The following is a 19,073-nucleotide window of genomic DNA, read 5'->3' on the forward strand; positions in this document are numbered from 1 at the left end:
GTCTCTTTGATTGATTTGACCTCATTCTATCGGTTGCGGGCGGTTGGGGCTATGGGCCCTTATACCCAGATGTCGCCGATGGGGGTGTCCGGGCTGAAGTGGTGCAGAATCTGGGCCTGCAGCAGTTCGGCGGTGGCAATGGCGTCGATCAGCGCGTTGTGGCCGGCGTAGTGGGGTAAGTTGTAGCGTTTTCGGCTGTCGGCCAGGCGGATGGAGGTGGGCTGTTTGCCGATGAGTTGTTGCCAGCGGCTGGGGCGTCGGTCGGGGTGCAGATGGGCTTCAATGGCCATGGTGTCGATGACCGGGAAGCGCAGTTCTTCTTTCAGGCGCCATTGCAGGGCGACGCTGAGAAACGGACGCTCGATGTTGCGGTAGTGGACCACGGGAATGCGGCCGGTGAGGTACCGGAACAGTGGGTCGAGCACGTCTTCGAGATCCGGCGCCTGGTCGATGTCGGTGTGGGTGATGCCGTGGATGGTGATGGAGGTCTGGTGCAGGGGCAGTTTGGGGCGAACCACCTGGTGCCATGCTTTGCCAAGCTGAATGCCGTCCAGGGTGAAGGGCACCAGGCCAATGCTGACGATGGAGTGTTGTTCAGCCTCCAGGCCGGTGGTTTCAAAATCCAGGGCCAGCAGCTGGACTTCCCGGATGGGCGTGTCCGGGCTCGGGCAGCCAGCCTGATAGAAGCCGAGAACTCTGGGGTCTACGGCTTTTTTCGATTGCGCCCGGTAGTTTTCCGGCCAGTTCTGATTGCTGTTACGGCTCTTGATGCTGCTAGACATTTCGGCCGCCCCCGGCGTTGTAGCGGAAGCGCAGGAATTTCTGGGCGTTGCTGACCACCTGGAAAGCATCTTTCAGATGGCTGCGCTCGAACGGAGAAAGGTCTTTGGGGCGCACGTTGTTGTCGGGTTCACGGCCTTCTTCAATGGCGAGGGCCTGGTGGCGAATGCGGACGATGGAGATGAACTCCAGCGCATCGCGCAAGTTGCTGGCATCGTCTTCCATCAGCAGTTTGGTTTTGGCGATGTCGCGCAGGCGCTCGAAGGAGTTCTGGGAACGAGCGCCGCAGGCCAGGGCGTGCACGCGGATCAGGTCAGACAGCGGCGCGGTGCCCCGGCGCTTGAGGTTGAAAGTTTTTTGGTGCTTGCCGTCTTCCTCCAGCACGAAGGTGCGGAAGAACCCCAGGGGCGGTGTTCGATTCAGAGCGTTGCGGGCGAGCAGGGTCAGAAAGCGCTGGCTGTTGGAGGCTTTCTCCGAGATCAGGGTTTTCAGCTGTTCCGCGAGCTCGGTCTGGCCGTGAATGCCGTCCAGATCGAAGAAGATGTTGCTGTTCAGCAGGGTTTCCGCGTTCGGGCTGTCGATCCATTGCGTGAAGTACTGTTTCCAGACTTTCAGGGGCTGACGCCATTTCGGGTTGGTGGCCATGATGTCGCCTGTGCAGTAGGAGTAGCCGCACTCCGCCAGACCATCGCTGACGAACTTGGCCAGCGCCAGGAAGTAGTCGTCGTGCTCTTCCGGGATAAAGCTGTCGTCCAGAATCATGGCGTTGTCCTGGTCGGTGACCACCAGCTGTTCGTCCCGGGCCATGGAGCCCAGCGCCATGAAGCAGTAGGGCACGGGCGGTGGCCCGAGCTCTTCTTCGCCCAGCTCCAGCAGCTTCTGGCTGAAGCTGCGGCCAATGCCGGCCATGGCACTGCCGACCATGTGCGAGTTGGCGTCTTCGTTGACCATGCGCACAAAGCTGTCGCGTACATCCAGGCTGACCTTTTTCAGGCCTTTGACGTGCTTCTGCTGATAAATGTTGCTGACCAGGAACAGGCTGCTCTGGCTTTCGTATTTGACGATGTCGGACAGCGCCACCACGCCCCGGACCTCGTCGCCTTCGACTACTGGCAGATGATGCACGTTGTTGTGCAACATGGTCAGCATGGCTTCAAAAATAAATGAGCGGGCACTGATGGTGATCAGCCCTTCGGTCATGATCTCGCTGATCGGGGTTTCAGAGGCCAGCGCATGGGTGACGGCGCGGGTGCGCAAATCGCGATCGGTAATGATGCCTGTGAGCTTGGGTTTGTCGCCGGTCTCATCCATCAACAGCAGGGCCGACACGCCGTTATCGGTCATGATGCGGGCAGCTTCCTGCAGCCGGACGGTGGTGGGCGCGGAGATGGGTTCGCGGGAGATCAGGCGTGTAACCTTGGCGGTCATCAGCTCGTTGGATTTCTCCCGGCGCGACACCGCTGAACGCAGGCGGCTGCGGTCTTCGATCTCCACGAAATCGGCGAAGCTCTCGTCCTGCTCCCAGAGGTATTGGAAGACTTCGTCGGGAATTTTGTAGATCAGGCAGTCTTCAATGGCCTTGGCAGGAAAACGAACTTTTTTGTTCATCATCAAGCCGAACTGACCGAAGACTTCACCTTCACCGACCCGGTTATAAAGCTCGCCCGAGCGCCGGAAGATCTCTACCGCACCGCTGCGAATGTAGTGCAACCAGTGATTGTCCTGGCCCAGCTCCAGAATCGGCGTGCCGGCCCGGCAGTAGACCACTTCGATGCCGGCCACGATGCGCTCGAGCAGCTCTTCGGGCAGATCATCAAACGGGGGGTATTGGGCGATGTGGTTTCGTATGTCGAGCAGCTCGGCCTGCATGGTTTCTCCAGCGGGATTAACGGATTTCCGTGAGTCTGGCCAAACTATAGCAGTTGTCTGTTCAGTTGGTGTACCTTGGCTGCGGTCTGCATGTCCGAGAGAGTGTTTTATGGTCAAAAAGTTACTGGTCACAGGTGGTATCCGGTCGGGCAAGACCGGGTTGGCTGAACAGCGAGCGCGGAGTGCCGGCACCGACGTGGTCTACGTGGCCACCGCCACCGCCGGTGACGACGAAATGGCGCTGCGCATTCAGCGCCACCAACATCAACGCCCGGGCCATTGGCGGCTGGTCGAAGAGCCCATTTGTCTTGGTCGGGTGCTGACAGACTTTGGCAGCCTACAAGGTCCGGCGCCACTGTTGCTGGTGGACTGTATGAGCCTGTGGCTAAGCAACTTGCTGTTTGCCGATAGTGTGTTGTTTCAGCCCGAGCGAGAGGCTTTTCTGTATGCCGTGGAAGCCTATTCCGGGCCTCTGGTAATTGTCACTAACGAGGTAGGTCTGGGCACTATCGGTATGGACCCGCTCACCCGCCGCTTCGCCGATGAGTTGGGCTGGCTTAATCAAGCTCTGGCCCAGCGGTGTGATGAGGTGGTGATGGCGGTGGCGGGTTTGCCACTCAGCCTCAAGGCTGGTGGCTGATCAGGCTCCGAAACACACCGAATTCCGACTGGTCTACTTGAAGCCGACTTCGGCAGGCGTAGGGTACGGCGAAACCGGTGAAGGATTTGTCCAGGGCAATACCCAACACATTGGCCAGCACCATGCGGATGACGCCTCCGTGGCAGATCACAAGGATACGCTGGCCGGCAAGCCTATCCTGCCAGCGGTCAAACCCGAGGATTACTCGTTGGTAAAAGTCGGTGACCGCCTCGCCTCCGGGCGGGGTGAAATTTATGGAGTCCTGCCAAAAACGGTTGAGATGATCGCCGTAGCGTTGCTGAACCTGCTCTGCGGTTAACCCTTCCCATTCGCCAAAGCCGATTTCCCGTAGATCGTCGTCAACATGCAACGGAATCTCGCGTTGTTCTGCCAGCTGTTCTGCAAAACGACGGCATCGTGCCATCGGTGAACTGACAATAACATCCCAGCGGTCATCCATGTTGATGGCGGCTACCATCTGTTGCCATCCCGTGATGCTCAGCGGGTCGTCTTTACTGCCCCGGAACATTTGCCCACCCACGGGTTCGCCATGGCGTATCAGGTCGATCACTGTGGTAGTCATGGTCCTAATCCTCGGATTTCCCGCTAACGCCGGCATCGGAAAAGCTCGCCATCCTGTTGTGCAGGGCGCAGGCCGAGCGCAGCAATGGTAAGGCTATGGCGGCACCGCTGCCCTCGCCCAGTCTCATCCCCAGATCCAAAAGGGGTGAGGCATCGAGTGCTTTCAGAACCGCATGGTGGCCGGGCTCCGCAGATCGGTGCGCAAATATCAGCCAGTCGCGCACGCCGGGTTGCCGGTGAACCGCAGTTAGCGCGGCCACCGAGACGATAAAGCCATCGACCAAAACAGGGATTTTGCGGGCTGCACAGCCCAGGATGGCGCCGGTCAATGCGGCAATTTCGAAGCCACCCAGTGAAGTCAGCACAGACAGTACATCTTGATCGTTACCATGCCGGGCCAGGGCTCTTTCAACCACCCGGGTTTTGCGGGCTACTCCTTCGGTGTTGAGGCCGGTTCCTGGGCCAACCAGCGTATGCGGAGCTTGATCAAGCAGCGCGCAGGCGAGGGCGGCGGCACTGGTGGTGTTGCCAATCCCCATATCACCGCCGATGAACAGGCGGCATTTGGCTCGGGCAGCGCGCTCGGCTGTCTGGTCGCCGCTGGTTAGCGCGGCGACCACCTGGCTTGAGGTCATGGCGGGTGTTTCGGCCAGATTGGCGGTGCTGGGGGCAATGATCTGATTGAGGACTCCCGGTAGCTCCGGGATTTCGCCAACGGTGCCCAGGTTTACGACTTCCAGGCTTGCGCCCAGCTCTTCTGCCATTACGCTGATAGCCGCGCCGCCGCTAGCAAAGTTGGCAATCATCTGGGCGGTGACTTCCTGCGGAAAGGCGGAGACACCTTCGGCGCATACCCCGTGATCGCCGGCAAACACAACGATGTGAATTGGGTCAACGGTGGGCTGGTCGGTGCCCGTCAGGCCGGCCAGAGTGATGGCAATCTGCTCCAGCTGCCCCAGAGAGCCGGGCGGTTTGGTCAGAACCCTCTGGCGTTCTGTGGCAAGCGCTGCGTGTGCAGTCGAGGGTCTGGGGGGCGGTGTGAGCCAGCTGTTGGGCAGGGCCATGGCTAGAGTTCCTTGTGGGCATAAAGCCGAGGATGGTCTAACTGGAGCGCAAAGGTGTCAAGTTAAGCTGCCAGTCGGTTAAACTTGCCGACGATCGATTCAGGGAGCCCGGATTTGGAAGCGTTTCTGGTTGCAGTGTTGGTTTGTGTCGCTGCGGTTGTGCTGGACTGGCTGCTCGGCGAGCCCCAGCGCTGGCACCCGCTGGTGGGCTTCGGCCGGTGGGCCTCGGCGACAGAAGAGAAGGTTAATGGCCAGCCGCAAGCCGCTGCAAAAAGCCTGATATTGGGCGTATTTGGAACCCTGGCAGTCATTACACCGGTAATGGTGTTGGCCACCGCGCTGCAATTCTGGCTAAGTGGCTGGTGGTGGTTGCTCGCTCAAGTCGCAGGCGTATGGCTCGCAATCTCGTTGCGGGGGCTCGCGGAACATGGTCGAGCGGTTTCCACAGCGCTGAACTCGGGGCAGGGGAAGCAAGCCAGACTGGCGGTGGGGCAAATTGTCAGCCGGGATGCCGGGTCGCTGACAGATGAAGGGGTGGCTGCGGCCGCCTCGGAATCCATGCTGGAAAACGGAGCCGATGCGGTGTTTTCCAGCCTGTTCTGGTATCTGGTTGCGGGGCTGCCGGGTGTGGTTCTGCACCGCCTGGTCAATACTCTGGACGCTATGTGGGGCTACAGGAACGCGCGGTTTCTTTATTTTGGGCGGTTTGCCGCCAAAGTCGATGACCTCATGAACTGGCTGCCTGCCCGGCTCACTGCTCTGACCTATGCCTTGTTGGGCAATACCCGCCTGGCGCTGTCTTGCTGGCGTGCGCAGGCAAAAACCTGGGATAGCCCGAATGCCGGACCGGTGATGGCGGCCGGGGCCGGCGCGCTGGGAGTTACCCTGGGTGGGCCGGCGCCTTATACGAACGGCATTAAACAACGGCCTGTGTTGGGCAGCGGACCCGGCGCAACAGCAACCACGGTGGAAGAAGCCATTGCGTTGGTGCAGCGTGGGGTGATGCTTTGGTTGGTGGCACTGCTAACCCTGGCGCTTGGCTTGAACGGGCTCTGGCCAGGAGGTGCCGGATGATGACGTTCCGTTCTCTCGAATCTCCGGAACACGGAGGGCGACTGCAGGCCGCGGTTCAGCGCTGGGGCATTCCGCGCGAGCAATGGCTGGATCTTTCCACCGGCATCAATCCCGTCCCCTGGCCAGTTCCGGAAATCCCTCCGGACGTGTGGCAACGCCTGCCCGAGTCGGACGGTAAGCTGGAACAGACTATTCGCGCCTGGGCGGGGGCGCCGGACGGTGCCGGTTGTCTGCCTGTGGCTGGCAGTCAGGCTGCGATTATGGCTTTGCCGATGGTGCGAGCCCGACTTCATGGGTTAGGCCGGGTAGCGGTCCCGATTCCGGGCTATCGTGAACACGGCCATGCTTGGGCTCGGGCCGGTTTCGAGGTGCTGGGTATCAGCCCTGAGCGGGCTGCAGCACAGGAGGTTTCCTGGCTGGACGGGTTCGATGTGGTGGTCTGGATTCACCCGAACAACCCGACAGGGCAACTGCTGCCGCCGGAGCATATACTGGCATGGTGGGAGCGCCTGCAGCAGCGCGGTGGCTGGCTGGTGGTGGATCAGGCGTTTATCGAGGGCTACTCCGACCATGCCCTGGATTTTCGGGCCAGCGTGCCCGGCCTGATCGTGCTGCGTTCACTGGGTAAGTTCTTCGGACTTGCCGGTGCGCGGGCCGGCGCCGTGCTGGCAGAGTCGGCGCTGGTCAAACAGCTGGACTGGCAGCTTGGCCCTTGGCCGGTTAATGGACCGGCCCGTTATCTGATGGCCTGGGCGCTGGCGGACGTTTACTGGCAGGCCGGCGCGGTTGCGAAACTGCAGGGGGACAGCCTCAGGCTGAATACTCTGCTTCAGGCATCTGGTTTTCCTGACCCTTCCGGCACGCTGCTATTCCGTTATGTCCGCATCTCGAATGCTTCTGAGATCTACGAGGGTCTTGCCCGGCGCGGCATACTGGTACGCCAGTTTGATTCGCCCCCGGCGCTGCGTTTTGGTTTGCCACCGGATGAAGCCGGCTGGCAGAAACTGACCACCCTGTTGGAGGAATTGTCGTATCTCATTGACCAATCCGGGGCCGGTTGATAGCCTTGCTCCCGCTTTCAGGTGCTCCCCTGTCCGCGTTGACTGGCGATAGTCGTGTGGATACCGGGAGTGAAACGGGAAGCCGGTGAGAAACCGGCGCTGCCCCCGCAACGGTAAGCAGGTCAAAGGCAATCCAACGCGCCACTGTGCCCACGGCATGGGAAGGTGATTGCTCCGGAGCACGCGCTCCACCTGCAAGCCCGGAGACCGGCCTGATGCACGGAGCTTAATGGCTCCACACACCAGACGTTGCGGAGGGCAACGGCGGTGGGTGAATCTGGCCTTCGCAATTGAACAACGCCCCTCCACCCTCCGTCATTTTCAGCAGTCTTCCTCCGCAGTAACCAAAATCAACCGTACGGGTGCGTGCGGTGAACAGCGAGTGAAGACATGACCTATTCCAAGGCCCTACCTGCCCTGATTCTATTGCCTCTGGCGTTTCCTGCTGGTGCGGCCGACAAACAAGCTGAAGATCGCAGGCTTGAGCCCCTAGTGGTCACCGCCACATTAGGCCCGCGGACGGCTGGTGAAAGCCTGTCTTCAGTGACCGTGATTGACGAGGAAACCATTCGGCAACAGAGTCCCTCCGAGTTTAGCCAGCTGCTGAGAGGTCAAGCGGGGATAAATGTCGTAGGTAACGGATCGTTTGGTAAAGCCACCAGTGTCTTTACCCGTGGAACAGCCAACGACTCAACGTTGCTGTTGGTCGACGGGGTGCGCTTGCGTTCAGCAACCTCCGGTGGTCCCTCGTGGCAGTATTTTCCGGTAGAGCTGATTGACCGGGTTGAAATTGTCCGGGGCGCGCGAAGCTCACTTTATGGGGCCGATGCCGTAGGTGGCGTGGTTCAGGCGTTCACGCTGGACCCGGAAGAGACGCCTGCGGGCTGGGTGGAAGTCGGTGCCGGCAACTTTAATACGCAAAAAAGCAGCGCCGGTGTCGCGGCCAGTTCTGGTAACACTCGTTTCAGCCTGAGTGGTTTGCATAAGGAAACAGACGGCACGGCAATTATTACCGATGGCAAAGACCGAGGGTTCCGGAACACGGCTGGCATCGGCCGGGTGGTCCATGAACTGGAATCCGGGGGAGAAGCCAGCCTTGTGGTGGTGCAAAGCGAGGGCAGTACCGAATACGAAGGTGGCGATATTGATTTCATGATCCGGACCATCGGTTTCGGGCTCGAGACCCCGGTAAGCGAGTATTGGCGGCACTCGCTGCAGTTCTCTGAGTCGCGCGATGAAACAGATAACGTTACACCTACCTTCAGCAGTACTTTCAACACGCGCTCACGGGCAGCACGCTGGGATAACACCTTTACCTGGAATGTGCATGAACTGGTGGTCGGTACCGAACTGATGACCGATGAGGTCAGCGGAACTACGGATTACGTCGAAAGTAGCCGAACCAACTCTGCCCTTTACAGTCAGCTCCGCCTGAATTTCGGCCCGACAGATGTGCAACTGAGCCTGCGTGGCGATGATAATGAAGCTTACGGCAAAAATGAAACTGGCGGCATCGCGTTGGGCCACGCCCTTGATCGTTCACACCGGGTTCGTGTCAGTTATGGCACAGCTTTCCGTGCTCCCACGTTTAATGACTTGTACTACCCCGGCGCCAACCCGGACCTCGAGGCAGAGGAGTCCGGTACCGTTGAGCTCGGTGCCAGTGGCCACTACCAGAGCTGGTTTTGGGATGGCGCGTTGTTCCAGCTTGATGTGGACAATCTGATTGCCTGGAGCCCAACGCCCAGCGGCCTCTGGACCCCGATGAACGTGAACGAGGCCAGAATCCGTGGTGCGGAACTGAGTGCCGGGTTCGAATGGGATGGCTGGCGTGGTGATGCGGCGCTAACCCTGCTGGATACTGAGGACCGGGAAACCGAAAACCGGCTTCAGCGCCGAAGTGGTAAAACCCTGCGGCTGGACTTGAGCAAGCATGTGGGCACCTGGGACTTCGGTGGTACCGTGGTCGCCGAGGACTATCGTTACGATGACCGCAACAACAACGACCGGCTGCCGGGCTTTGCCACCCTGGATTTGCGGGCAGGCTGGCGCTTTGCTTCGGACTGGTCAACCAGGCTCACGCTGGCTAACGTGCTGGATAAGGAATACAGCACGGCTCGCTACAGTAGCCAGAATGATCTGGATTATATAGCGGCCGGCCGCACGGTCATGTTGACGGTTCGCTACGATATCCGATAACAGCTACGAAACCTTGCCGAGGAGGCGCCTGTGGTAAAGCTGAAGGGCTTGATTGCGATACTGGGCTGGATGCTGATTGTGGCACCGGCTTCAGCGTCTCGGGTCTGCGCCACGGACGACCTCGGTGAAAAAGTCTGCCTGGATCGCCCGGCAACCCGCATCGCCGCACTTTCACCCGGAGCCACCGAACTGGCCTGGGCCGCGGGTGCGGGTGATCAGGTTGTGGCGGTGGTGGCCTACAGCGATTACCCGCCCGCTGCCCGGGAAGTCACTTCGGTTGGTAGTCATACTCGTATGGATATGGAGAGGTTGCTGCAGCTACGCCCGGACCTGGTGATTGGCTGGGTGACCGGTAATCCCTCCGAGCAACTGGCGACTCTCAAAAAAGTGGGCATCCCGGTTTTTTCTATAGAGCCCCGGAGCTTTGAGGCAGTTTCTCATACCATTGAGCGTCTCTCAGTGCTGGCCGGCACTGAAACCGAGGGTTTTGCCGAGGCGGAGCACTTTCGTCAAGGCATTGCCGGATTGCGAACGCAGTTCGAAAATGCTGACCCGGTGTCGGTATTCTATCAGGTATGGGATGAGCCCCTGATGACGGTAAACGGCGAACATCTGATCGGTGAAATGATCCAGCTTTGCGGCGGTGCCAATGTGTTCGGCCACCTGGACCGGCTGGTGCCGAGAATCAGTGCTGAAGCGGTGGTTGCTGCTGATCCTGAGGCTATTTTGGCGGGTGGTATGGGCGAAGAGAATCGCCACTGGCTGGCCCGCTGGCAGAACTTTCCGAGCCTGACCGCTACGGCTCGCGATAACCTGTTTTTTATTCCACCGTCACTGGTGCAACGGCCAACCCCCAGAATGCTGGTGGGAACGCGGCTGTTTTGCGACAAATTGGAGGTGGCCCGTGACCGTCGATCCGATGGAGTTCACCTGTGATACGGCCGATTGCCCTGCCACTTGCTCTGCTGGCATTGGCTGGTGTTTTGGCTACGGTGATTTCTCTGGGCGTCGGTAGCGTCGCCATTGATCCTATGGATGTCTTGTCTGTGTTTCTGGGAGAGGGCACCGACCTTCAGCGCACCCTGGTGCTTGAACTCCGACTGCCCAGAACCCTCTCGGGGTTTGCCACCGGAGGTTTGCTGGCTGTGGCCGGGGCGCTGATGCAGGTATTACTACGCAATCCGCTGGCAGACCCCTATGTTCTGGGACTGTCCGGTGGTGCAGCGGTAGGAGCTTTGCTCGCGATGTTGGCAGGTCTTGGCGGTGTCGTCGTTTCCGGTTCTGCTTTTGCCGGCGCCATGCTGGCCACACTGATGGTATTCGGGCTTGCTCATGGTACTGGTAGCTGGACACCCTCCCGTCTTTTACTTACCGGTGTGGTGGTAGCCGCGGGCTGGGGCGCAGTAATCACGCTGATGTTGGCAATCAGTCCAGCCAGAGAATTGCCTGGCATGTTGTATTGGCTGATGGGCGATGTCTCCTACGCAAGAACCCCGTGGCCTGGCCTGGGGTTATTGCTGGTGGTGTGTTTTATTGTGGTTCCTCTTGGGCGTAGCCTGAATGTGCTGGCCCGCGGTCCGATGCAGGCAGCTGCACTGGGTATTTCGGTACGGCCGCTGGAATGGATGATTTACGTTTTGGCCAGCCTGCTTACCGCCACCGCGGTCACCATGGCCGGCAGCATTGGTTTTGTGGGCCTGGTGATACCCCACATGTTGCGAATGGTGCTTGGTAACGATCAGCGTCTGATCCTGCCCGCCTGCGCTTTAGCGGGCGGAACTCTGCTGGTGCTGGCGGATACCCTGGCGAGGGTAGTTATTGCCCCGGAGCAGCTCCCGGTCGGTGTGATTACCGCGTTGTTGGGTGTGCCGACCTTCTTGTACTTGCTGTACCGGAGCCGCTGATGGCAAGCCTTAAGCGCCCCGCTATGCAAACCCTCAAGACCCGCGAACTGGTCATCGATATTCCTGGTCGTGCCAGCGGCTACCCCCTGAATTTGGCTATTGAATCGGGCCAGATATGGGGCGTACTCGGCCCCAACGGTGCAGGTAAAACCACTCTGTTGCACAGTCTGGCAGGGCTCAGGCCTCCGCGTTCGGGCAGTCTCTGTCTCAATGACAAACCTGCGAACGAGTTAAAACGACGAGTGCTATCCCAACAGCTGGGCTTGGTATTCCAGGACAGACAGGACGGATTTCCGGCAACGGTGCTCGAAACTGCGCTGATTGGCCGCCACCCGTGGCTGTCACCATGGCAGATGGAAGGCGCGGACGATCTGGCCATGGCTGAAAGGGCACTTGAAGCACTGGATGTTCTGCACCTTAAAGACCGCCTGGTCAGCACGTTGTCCGGCGGCGAACGCCAACGTGTGGCTATCGCTACTCTGATGACTCAGTCTCCCCACACCTGGCTGTTGGATGAACCGACGAATCACCTCGATCTGCATCACCAGGTGGCGGTGATGAAGCTTCTGACCGGCCGGGCGAAAGCTGGTAACGCCATCTTCATGTGTCTGCATGATCTGAACCTGGCCGCCCGCTGGTGTGATCATATTTTGCTGATGTATCCCAATGGCGAAGCCTGCTGGGGCCTGGCAGAGCGGATGCTGGTACCGAGCGCTCTGGAGCGTTTGTATAACCAGGAGCTGCAAACAGTAGAGGTGGATGGCACACCGTTCTTTGTGCCAAAACGAGGCTAACCCAGCCCCTCTGCACCAAACTCGGACGACAGGGATTATTAAGACATGCCAATCGCCAATGTTCCAGCCGCAATGATCACCGCCCCCGGCTCCGGCCAGGGCAAATCTATGGTTACTGCTGCCCTGGCCCGCCTGCACCGGAATGCTGGCCGGAACGTTCGGGTGTTCAAACACGGTCCGGATTACCTGGACCCCATGGTATTGGAGGTGGCTTCCGGCAATCCGGTATACCAGTTGCACCCCTGGATGACCGGAGAATACGAATGCCGATGGCGACTGGCCGAGGCCGCCCAAACCGCCGACCTTATCCTGGTGGAAGGGTCCATGGGCCTGTTCGATGGCAGCCCCAGTAGCGGAGACTTGGCCAAACTGGCGGGTATTCCGGCTTTGCCCGTGATTGATGCCAAGGGCATGGCCCAGACTTTCGGCGCGGTTGCCCTTGGTCTGGCGAGCTTTGACCCCGAACTTCCGGTCCATCAGGTGATTGCCAACAAAACTGGTAGCTCTTACCACGGGGAACTGCTTCGCGAGAGCCTGCCCGAGGGAATCCGTCTGTTGGGTGCCATTCCGCGCAATGACTCCATGAATATTCCAGACCGGCATCTTGGGCTGTTTCAGGCCGCCGAGATGGACGACCTCAGTGATCGGCTGAATAAAGCTGCCGAAGTTCTGATGTCTGCGGGTCTGGACGCCCTGCCCAAGCCTGTGTCTTTTACTTTCGAGACACCGTCCAAACCAGAGCAGTGCTTGGTCGGGCACCGCATTGCTGTCGCCCGGGATGCCGCCTTCAGTTTTATCTACCGGGCCAACCTGGATCTGCTCACAGCCATGGGAGCGGATCTGGTGTACTTCTCGCCACTGAAGGATTCGGAAGTACCGGTGGCTGATGCGCTTTGGCTGCCAGGTGGTTACCCCGAATTGCACGCCCAGACGTTGGCTGAAAACCGAACCCTGCTGGCGTCGATTCGTGCCTGCCACCAGGCCGGCATGCCCATCCTGGCCGAGTGTGGGGGGTTGATGGCCTGTGCGGAGGAGCTGGAGGATAAGAGTGGAAAGGTGCATCAGTTGTGGGGCTTGGTCCCGGGCCGGGCGACCATGGCCAACCGTCTGTCCGGGTTGGGGCTGCAAAGCCTGGAGACCAGCCTGGGTAGCCTTCGGGGCCACACATATCATCACTCCAGTCTCGCTACGCCTTGGCAACCTGCTGCCAGAGCACGAAAGCAGGCGGGTTCTGAGGGTGAGGCGGTTTATTATCACCGTAACCTGGTAGCCAGCTATTTTCACGGTTACTTCCCCTCTGCTCCTGCACTGGTCGCCGCTATTTTTCGCGCAGAGCAAGTCCGGTTTTCCTGAATAATCCTGAGACATGAACCCAAGGAGACTCACAATGCGTGAACGCGCCAAAGACCCTGAACGCCATGCCAAGCGCATGGCCGCCAAGCATAAGATCATGCAGGAGCGTATTGCCCGTGCCCAGAAAGAGCAAGGTGTGTTGTTGGTGCTGACCGGTCCTGGCAAGGGCAAGAGCAGTTCCGGCTTTGGCATGGTCGCCCGGGCGTTGGGTCACGGTATGAAGGTGGGCATCGTCCAGTTCATCAAAGGGGCTTTCAGTACCGGTGAGGAGGCGTTCTTCCGGAACCTGCCCAATGTGGACTATCACGTAATGGGGCAGGGCTACACCTGGGAGACCCAGAACCGCGAGCAAGATGTACAAAGTGCGACAAAAGCCTGGGACATCACCGCTGCCATGCTGAAAGACGACAGCTATGATTTGATCCTGCTGGACGAACTCAATATTGCGCTCAAGTACGACTACATCGATCTGGACCGGGTGCTGGACGACCTGCAAGCCCGCCCGGAAATGCAGCATGTCGTCGTGACCGGGCGGAGTGCCCCCCAGGAGCTGATTGACCTGGCTGACACCGTGACCGAGATGGGCGTGATCAAACACGCCTTCAAGGATCAGGGCATAAAGGCCCAAAAGGGCGTGGAACTTTAAATGCCGACACTGATGGTGCAGGGCACGACATCTGATGCCGGCAAAACCACAGTGGTGGCGGCCCTGTGCCGGTGGCTGGCGCGCCAGGGTGTGTCGGTAGCGCCATTCAAACCGCAGAACATGGCCTTGAACAGTGCGGTGACGGTGGATGGTGGTGAAATTGGCCGCTCCACCGCCCTGCAGGCACTGGCCTGCGGCCTGGAACCCCATAGCGACATGAACCCGGTATTGTTGAAACCCCAGAGTGACTGTGGCGCTCAGGTGATCCTGCGGGGGAAGGTCCATGGCAACATGGGTGCGCTGGACTACCATGCCTACAAAGCGGAAGCCATGGCCTCGGTCATGGCCAGCTGGCGAGCCCTGAGTGCCCGTTATGGTGTAATCATTGCCGAAGGTGCGGGCAGTCCGGCGGAGATCAACCTTCGTGCCAACGACATTGCCAACATGGGCTTTGCCGAAGCCGCTGATTGCCCGGTGTTGCTGGTGGGGGATATCGACAAGGGCGGGGTCTTCGCTCAATTGGTCGGCACCCTGGCGTTGATTTCAGACAGTGAGCGGGCGCGAACCGCGGGCTTTATCATCAATCGCTTCCGGGGCGACATTGCGCTGCTGGAGCCGGGGCTGGACTGGCTGTCGAAACATACTGGCAAACCGGTGTATGGCGTACTGCCCTATCTGCACGGTTTGGTGATCGACTCCGAAGACAGTGTCGGCACCACCGGCACCCATGAACTGGGCGCGCTACGGGTGGTGGTTCCGGTGTTGCCCCGCATCAGCAACCACAATGATTTCGATCCCCTGCGGTTGCACCCGGGCGTGGATCTGATCTTTGTCGGCCCTGATGAGCCCATTCCACCGGCAGACCTGATTATCTTGCCCGGTAGCAAAAGCACCCGGCATGATGTGCAGTGGCTGAAACAGCAGGGCTGGCCGGAGGCTATCCGCAAGCACCTGCGTTATGGCGGCAAGTTACTGGGCATCTGCGGCGGCTTCCAGATGCTTGGGCAGAGGGTGGATGACCCGGAGGGGTTGGAAGGTGAAGCTGGCAATACCGAGGGTCTAGGCCTGCTCGAGATGAGTACGCGCATGGTGCCGGGTAAACAGCTCAGATACGTGCAGGGAACGCTTACATCCGATGTTTCTGGACCCGGCGTAACTGTGGTGATGAAAGGGTACGAGATGCATAACGGCGTCACTGAAGGCCCAGCGCTGGCCCGCCCTTACGCTGAGCTGGAGGTCGGTCCGGATGGTGCGGTCAGTGCCGACGGCCAAATGGCTGGTACTTATGTGCACGGGCTGTTCGATGAGCCCGCCGCTTGCGATACCCTTCTGGCCTGGGCCGGGCTCAGAGTGCAGGGAGCGCAGGCAGTGAACTACCAGAACCACCGGCAACAACAGCTTGATCGATTGGCCGATCAGGTGGAGCAGTGCTTGGATACCGATCGGTTAAGGAGGCTGTTGCAGCTATGAACAATCACAACGACCCATTCACCGAAGCCCAGCGTGAAGGCCTTTATCGGGCCATCTTCGAGCGCCGTGACGTGCGCTCCCAGTTTTTGTCGGACGGCATCCCGAATGATGTCCTGGCTCGCATTCTCAAGGCAGCCCATCACGCGCCTTCAGTGGGTTTCATGCAGCCGTGGGATTTTATCGTGATCGACAGCCCTGTGGTGCGTGAACAGGTGTTGGCCAGCTTCAACGAAGAAAACAACAGAGCCTCCGAAAACTACACTGGTGAGCGTCGGAAAGCATATCGAAATCTGAAATTACAGGGCATTCTGGAAAGCCCGATCAATCTCTGCATCACCTGTGACCGATCCCGTGGCGGTCCCCATGTCCTGGGCCGAAACTCCGTGATGGAAATGGACCTGTTCAGCACCTGTCTGGCGGTGCAGAACCTCTGGTTGGCGGCACGGGCCGAAGGTATTGGCGTAGGGTGGGTCAGTATTCTGGACCAGACCCAACTGTCCGAAATCTTGCAACTGCCCGACGACGTATACCCGTTGGCGTATCTTTGCCTAGGCTACGTCAGCGAATTTCTGGAACATCCGGAATTGCAGACCAAAGGATGGCGTTCACGACTTCCGCTGGCGGAGCTGGTGCACGGTAATCGATGGGGCCTGCCGTTGGAGCATCAGGCGCTCAACAGGTATTTTAAAGAAGACTGAAACGTGCGGTGTACGCGCGCTGTCTTTGGAGCACCGGGACCCGATCCAGAGCTTTTTTGTTCAGGAGGTAAAATGAAGTTCTCCGCGTTTTACGACCAGGCCGTATCCCGAAAAGGTGGTGAGCAGGCTCTGCGGTCCCTGCTGCCATCGGTGGTGGAGAAGCACCGCTTGGCTGAGATCAGCGATGATCGCTACTTGTCTGAGATGACGCGCTGCATTTTCAAGGCGGGTTTTGTCTGGAGGGTGATCGAGAACAAGTGGCCGGAATTTGAAGCGGCCTTTGAAGGCTTCGAGCCTGCGTATTGGCAGCAGGTGCCGCCGGAGGTGTTGGAGCAGCTCGCCAATGACGTACGAATTGTACGCAACATGCAGAAAATCCGGACAGTGCCCGAGAACGCGAGAATGCTGATGGATGTGGCGAAGGATCACGGGAGTTTTGGCAAATTCCTGGCGCAGTGGCCTTCAGAGCAGCAGGTTGGCCTGTTGTTGTACCTGAAACGGAACGGGGCCCGCCTGGGGGGCAACTCCGCCCAGTATTTTCTCCGTCGAATGGGCTGGGATGGCTTCATCATGTCGCACGATGTAGCCACAGCACTGACGCGCGCCGGCATTCTGGATGCTTCCCCGGCGAGCAAAAAGGGGTTGAATCAGGCCCAGGATGCTTTCAACTGCTGGCATAGGGAAACAGGGCTCCCGATCAGTCATCTGTCCCGCATCGTGTCATTTACGGTGGATAACTGACTCGGGGTTCATAGAAAAAGTAGCAGAACCAATTCACTGAGTATCACGCTGGCGCCCAAAGCATCGCCGGTGTAGCCGCCCAGTTGTTGTCTCAGGTAGGCACCCCAGCAGAAGGCTGTCAGGATGACTGCAGATAACGCCCCGGCGAATAACAGTGGGTGCCAGAACGACATCGCCGCAGCAACCATCAGAGTGAACCCTACCGCCACCAGCAAACGTTGCCGTGAAAAACCATCGGCGACCGGCTTGGATTTGCTGTTACTAGCGTCGGTAACATAGTTCAGCGTAGCCATCAGTAATAGTGGCGTCAGCCTGCTGATGGACGGCGCTACCAGCAGGGCCAGCCAGATGGTGTCAGCTTCTGCGAGTAAGGTTACTTTCAGCAACAAGGCCATCGTCAGGGCCGCTGCCCCGTAAGTCCCTATACGGCTGTCTTTCATGATGGCTAGCCGTTTTTCTACCGTGTAACCACCCCCAAGCGCATCGATACTGTCGGCGAGACCGTCCTCATGGAATGCGCCGGTTACGAACAGGTGCAGGATAACCACCAGAATGATGGCCACAACTGAGCTGAAGGCCAGCGCAAGCAGGCCATAGGTCAGTGCGTAAAAAGCGCCAAGTAACAGCCCCACCAACGGAAAGTACAGGCTGCTCTGGTTCATCAGACGCTGTGAGTAATCGATTCGAACCAGCATCGGAATGCGGGTCAGAAACCCGACAGACAACCAGAATGCCTGCCACTCAAGTTTGAGTTTTTGCTTTGGGAACACCTGGAAATACTCCATCAGGGTGGAACACCGTATTGTAACGAATGTGATCTCGGGCATCAGGGAATCGTTGGAAGTCGATTGATAAGATATATGAGGTCCCCGTCCCGGTAAGCTACACTTTGAAAAAGAGAGCGGAACGCTTCAGCAGGGAGACACGCCATTTATGGCAAGCAAGTTCAATGGCAGGCCCCAGGGTGATTTGTCTGTCTCGTTTTTTCATAAACTGGCCTCTGGCTAGCCCGGCGTCCTGTGTACCTACGGGGTGTGTGCAGACCAAAAGCACCACTGTTATCCGTTTAGCATTGATCAGGTTCAGGGCGGCTTCCAGCGGCTGATAGCCCGATTGCCGACCGAGTTCATCAATCTTGCCTTCGGCACCATTGATGAATGTCTCGATGAACTACTCTCTTCAATCAGCAACTTCTTTGACGTTGACCGGGCTTACGTCTATGCATCGGGGTTATCGCGCATATAAGAAAACAGCATTTCACCTCATATTACGATCTAGTATATCCTTAGAATTAAATTCAAGGAATTGGCGACATCAGAGGTGATTACTGTGACCCAGCCCATCGTTCAACATTTCTTCGACGAACCCACCAACACGTTCAGTTACGTTGTTCGTGACCCGAACAGTCAGGCCTGTGCGATTCTGGATTCGGTTCTGGATTTTGATTACGCTGCCGGCAGCACCGATGTCCGTTCGGCTGATGAGATCATTCAGTACGTTCAGGATAATAACCTGAACGTCGAGTGGATTCTGGAAACGCACGTACATGCGGATCACTTGTCAGCCGCGCCCTACCTGCATGAAAAACTGGGCGGCAAAACCGGCATCGGCGCCCGCATTACCGACGTCCAGGAGATTTTCGGTAAAGCTTTCAACGCCGGCACCGAGTTTGCCCGGGATGGCAGCCAGTTCGACCAGCTTTTTGAGGAAGGCAACACCTTCACCATCGGCAACCTGGAGGGCCGGGTGCTGCATACTCCTGGCCACACCCCGGCGTGCCTGACTTACGTGATCGATGATGCGGCGTTTGTCGGCGACACCCTGTTCATGCCGGATTACGGCACCGCTCGCTGTGATTTTCCCGGTGGCGATGCCCGGGTGCTGTACCGTTCGATCCAGAAAGTGCTGGCGCTGCCCGCAGACACCCGTATTTTCCTGTGCCACGACTACAAGGCACCGGGCCGGGATGAGTATCATCACATGACCACGGTAGCCGAGCAGCGTGAGGCCAATGTGCATGTGCATGAAGGCATTTCCGAGGACGAGTTCGTCAAGATGCGCACCGAACGGGATGCCACGCTTGATATGCCCCGGCTGATTCTGCCCTCGGTTCAGGTCAATATGCGCGCCGGCCATATGCCGCCCGCAGAGGATAACGGCCAGGTGTACCTGAAAGTTCCGATCGACCTGTTCTGAGC

General features: G+C 58.8%; 18 protein-coding genes and 1 riboswitch. Of the genes, 13 read left to right on the forward strand and 5 right to left on the reverse strand.

Translation table 11 applies throughout. The annotated features are described in order from the left end of the window. Positions 1-59 precede the first annotated feature (59 nt). The gene (locus tag C7H08_RS01270) at positions 60-782 is read right to left on the reverse strand and encodes a 3'-5' exonuclease (protein WP_106669949.1); all 723 of its coding nucleotides are present in this window, start codon (positions 780-782) and stop codon (positions 60-62) included. Next, the gene (locus C7H08_RS01275) at positions 775-2,649 is read right to left on the reverse strand and encodes a putative nucleotidyltransferase substrate binding domain-containing protein (protein WP_106669950.1); all 1,875 of its coding nucleotides are present in this window, start codon (positions 2,647-2,649) and stop codon (positions 775-777) included. Before C7H08_RS01275 ends, C7H08_RS01270 begins: the two co-directional genes overlap by 8 nt. A gap of 109 nt (positions 2,650-2,758) precedes the next feature. Here C7H08_RS01275 and cobU point away from each other — a divergent pair, with 109 nt between their 5' ends. Beyond that, positions 2,759-3,289 carry a bifunctional adenosylcobinamide kinase/adenosylcobinamide-phosphate guanylyltransferase gene (gene cobU / locus C7H08_RS01280; protein ID WP_106669951.1) on the forward strand — a complete coding sequence of 177 codons (531 nt, stop codon included), beginning with the start codon at positions 2,759-2,761 and terminating at the stop codon, positions 3,287-3,289. Here the strand turns inward: cobU and C7H08_RS01285 are convergent. Together C7H08_RS01285 and cobT are read right to left on the reverse strand one after the other, a co-directional pair. Continuing rightward, positions 3,273-3,872, reverse strand: coding sequence for a histidine phosphatase family protein (locus tag C7H08_RS01285; RefSeq protein WP_106669952.1), 600 nt, complete (start codon positions 3,870-3,872; stop codon positions 3,273-3,275). The genes cobU and C7H08_RS01285 overlap by 17 nt on opposite strands. Positions 3,873-3,876: 4 nt before the next feature. Then, positions 3,877-4,929: a nicotinate-nucleotide--dimethylbenzimidazole phosphoribosyltransferase gene (gene cobT, locus C7H08_RS01290; RefSeq protein ID WP_373284909.1), complete on the reverse strand. Its 1,053-nt coding sequence runs from the start codon at positions 4,927-4,929 to the stop codon at positions 3,877-3,879. A gap of 120 nt (positions 4,930-5,049) precedes the next feature. On the opposite strand from cobT, the gene cbiB reads away from it, so the two are divergent. The 11 genes from cbiB (at position 5,050) to C7H08_RS01345 (ending at position 16,875) form a co-directional block, all read left to right on the forward strand. Further along, positions 5,050-6,009, forward strand: a complete 960-nt coding sequence (gene cbiB, locus C7H08_RS01295; RefSeq protein ID WP_106669954.1) for an adenosylcobinamide-phosphate synthase CbiB — start codon at positions 5,050-5,052, stop codon at positions 6,007-6,009. After that, complete coding sequence (gene cobD / locus C7H08_RS01300; RefSeq protein ID WP_106669955.1) at positions 6,006-7,070, forward strand: threonine-phosphate decarboxylase CobD; 1,065 nt, start codon at positions 6,006-6,008, stop codon at positions 7,068-7,070. Before cbiB ends, cobD begins: the two co-directional genes overlap by 4 nt. 17 nt (positions 7,071-7,087) lie before the next feature. Further along, positions 7,088-7,286, forward strand: a riboswitch (cobalamin riboswitch). 174 nt (positions 7,287-7,460) lie between these two features. Further along, positions 7,461-9,269, forward strand: a complete 1,809-nt coding sequence (locus C7H08_RS01305) for a TonB-dependent receptor domain-containing protein (protein WP_106669956.1) — start codon at positions 7,461-7,463, stop codon at positions 9,267-9,269. A gap of 69 nt (positions 9,270-9,338) precedes the next feature. Further along, the gene (locus C7H08_RS01310; protein WP_188445241.1) at positions 9,339-10,205 is read left to right on the forward strand and encodes a cobalamin-binding protein; all 867 of its coding nucleotides are present in this window, start codon (positions 9,339-9,341) and stop codon (positions 10,203-10,205) included. Beyond that, positions 10,202-11,173 carry a FecCD family ABC transporter permease gene (locus C7H08_RS01315; protein ID WP_106669958.1) on the forward strand — a complete coding sequence of 324 codons (972 nt, stop codon included), beginning with the start codon at positions 10,202-10,204 and terminating at the stop codon, positions 11,171-11,173. Before C7H08_RS01310 ends, C7H08_RS01315 begins: the two co-directional genes overlap by 4 nt. A gap of 23 nt (positions 11,174-11,196) precedes the next feature. Beyond that, a complete protein-coding gene (locus tag C7H08_RS01320; RefSeq protein ID WP_106670232.1) occupies positions 11,197-11,967 on the forward strand; it encodes an ABC transporter ATP-binding protein in 771 nt (256 codons plus the stop codon). Positions 11,968-12,012: 45 nt separating this feature from the next. Beyond that, positions 12,013-13,320, forward strand: coding sequence for a cobyrinic acid a,c-diamide synthase CobB (locus tag C7H08_RS01325; protein ID WP_106669959.1), 1,308 nt, complete (start codon positions 12,013-12,015; stop codon positions 13,318-13,320). A gap of 34 nt (positions 13,321-13,354) precedes the next feature. Next, positions 13,355-13,966: a cob(I)yrinic acid a,c-diamide adenosyltransferase gene (cobO, locus tag C7H08_RS01330; RefSeq protein WP_106669960.1), complete on the forward strand. Its 612-nt coding sequence runs from the start codon at positions 13,355-13,357 to the stop codon at positions 13,964-13,966. Continuing rightward, positions 13,967-15,436, forward strand: a complete 1,470-nt coding sequence (locus C7H08_RS01335) for a cobyric acid synthase (protein WP_106669961.1) — start codon at positions 13,967-13,969, stop codon at positions 15,434-15,436. After that, the gene (gene bluB / locus C7H08_RS01340; RefSeq protein ID WP_106669962.1) at positions 15,433-16,134 is read left to right on the forward strand and encodes a 5,6-dimethylbenzimidazole synthase; all 702 of its coding nucleotides are present in this window, start codon (positions 15,433-15,435) and stop codon (positions 16,132-16,134) included. Before C7H08_RS01335 ends, bluB begins: the two co-directional genes overlap by 4 nt. 72 nt (positions 16,135-16,206) lie before the next feature. Next, on the forward strand, positions 16,207-16,875 hold the full coding sequence (locus C7H08_RS01345) for a DNA-3-methyladenine glycosylase I (RefSeq protein ID WP_106669963.1): 669 nt from the start codon (positions 16,207-16,209) through the stop codon (positions 16,873-16,875). 8 nt (positions 16,876-16,883) lie between these two features. Here the strand turns inward: C7H08_RS01345 and cobS are convergent, their stop codons facing one another. After that, positions 16,884-17,660: an adenosylcobinamide-GDP ribazoletransferase gene (gene cobS / locus C7H08_RS01350; protein WP_106669964.1), complete on the reverse strand. Its 777-nt coding sequence runs from the start codon at positions 17,658-17,660 to the stop codon at positions 16,884-16,886. A gap of 544 nt (positions 17,661-18,204) precedes the next feature. On the opposite strand from cobS, the gene C7H08_RS01360 reads away from it, so the two are divergent. After that, a complete protein-coding gene (locus C7H08_RS01360) occupies positions 18,205-19,071 on the forward strand; it encodes an MBL fold metallo-hydrolase (RefSeq protein ID WP_106670233.1) in 867 nt (288 codons plus the stop codon). Positions 19,072-19,073 lie beyond the last annotated feature (2 nt).

The sequence above is a fragment of the Marinobacter halophilus genome (assembly GCF_003007685.1).
GTDB classification, from domain to species: domain Bacteria; phylum Pseudomonadota; class Gammaproteobacteria; order Pseudomonadales; family Oleiphilaceae; genus Marinobacter; species Marinobacter halophilus.

Coding starts and splice junctions, on each gene's coding strand:
- C7H08_RS01345 (WP_106669963.1), top strand. CDS start 16,207: ATGAAGTTCTCCGCGTTTTACGACCAGGCCGTATCCCGAAAAGGTGGT.
- C7H08_RS01310 (WP_188445241.1), top strand. CDS start 9,339: ATGCTGATTGTGGCACCGGCTTCAGCGTCTCGGGTCTGCGCCACGGAC.
- bluB (WP_106669962.1), top strand. CDS start 15,433: ATGAACAATCACAACGACCCATTCACCGAAGCCCAGCGTGAAGGCCTT.
- cobD (WP_106669955.1), top strand. CDS start 6,006: ATGATGACGTTCCGTTCTCTCGAATCTCCGGAACACGGAGGGCGACTG.
- cobU (WP_106669951.1), top strand. CDS start 2,759: ATGGTCAAAAAGTTACTGGTCACAGGTGGTATCCGGTCGGGCAAGACC.
- cobS (WP_106669964.1), bottom strand. CDS start 17,660: ATGGAGTATTTCCAGGTGTTCCCAAAGCAAAAACTCAAACTTGAGTGG.
- C7H08_RS01285 (WP_106669952.1), bottom strand. CDS start 3,872: ATGACTACCACAGTGATCGACCTGATACGCCATGGCGAACCCGTGGGT.
- cobO (WP_106669960.1), top strand. CDS start 13,355: ATGCGTGAACGCGCCAAAGACCCTGAACGCCATGCCAAGCGCATGGCC.
- C7H08_RS01275 (WP_106669950.1), bottom strand. CDS start 2,649: ATGCAGGCCGAGCTGCTCGACATACGAAACCACATCGCCCAATACCCC.
- C7H08_RS01305 (WP_106669956.1), top strand. CDS start 7,461: ATGACCTATTCCAAGGCCCTACCTGCCCTGATTCTATTGCCTCTGGCG.
- C7H08_RS01325 (WP_106669959.1), top strand. CDS start 12,013: ATGCCAATCGCCAATGTTCCAGCCGCAATGATCACCGCCCCCGGCTCC.
- C7H08_RS01320 (WP_106670232.1), top strand. CDS start 11,197: ATGCAAACCCTCAAGACCCGCGAACTGGTCATCGATATTCCTGGTCGT.
- C7H08_RS01335 (WP_106669961.1), top strand. CDS start 13,967: ATGCCGACACTGATGGTGCAGGGCACGACATCTGATGCCGGCAAAACC.
- C7H08_RS01270 (WP_106669949.1), bottom strand. CDS start 782: ATGTCTAGCAGCATCAAGAGCCGTAACAGCAATCAGAACTGGCCGGAA.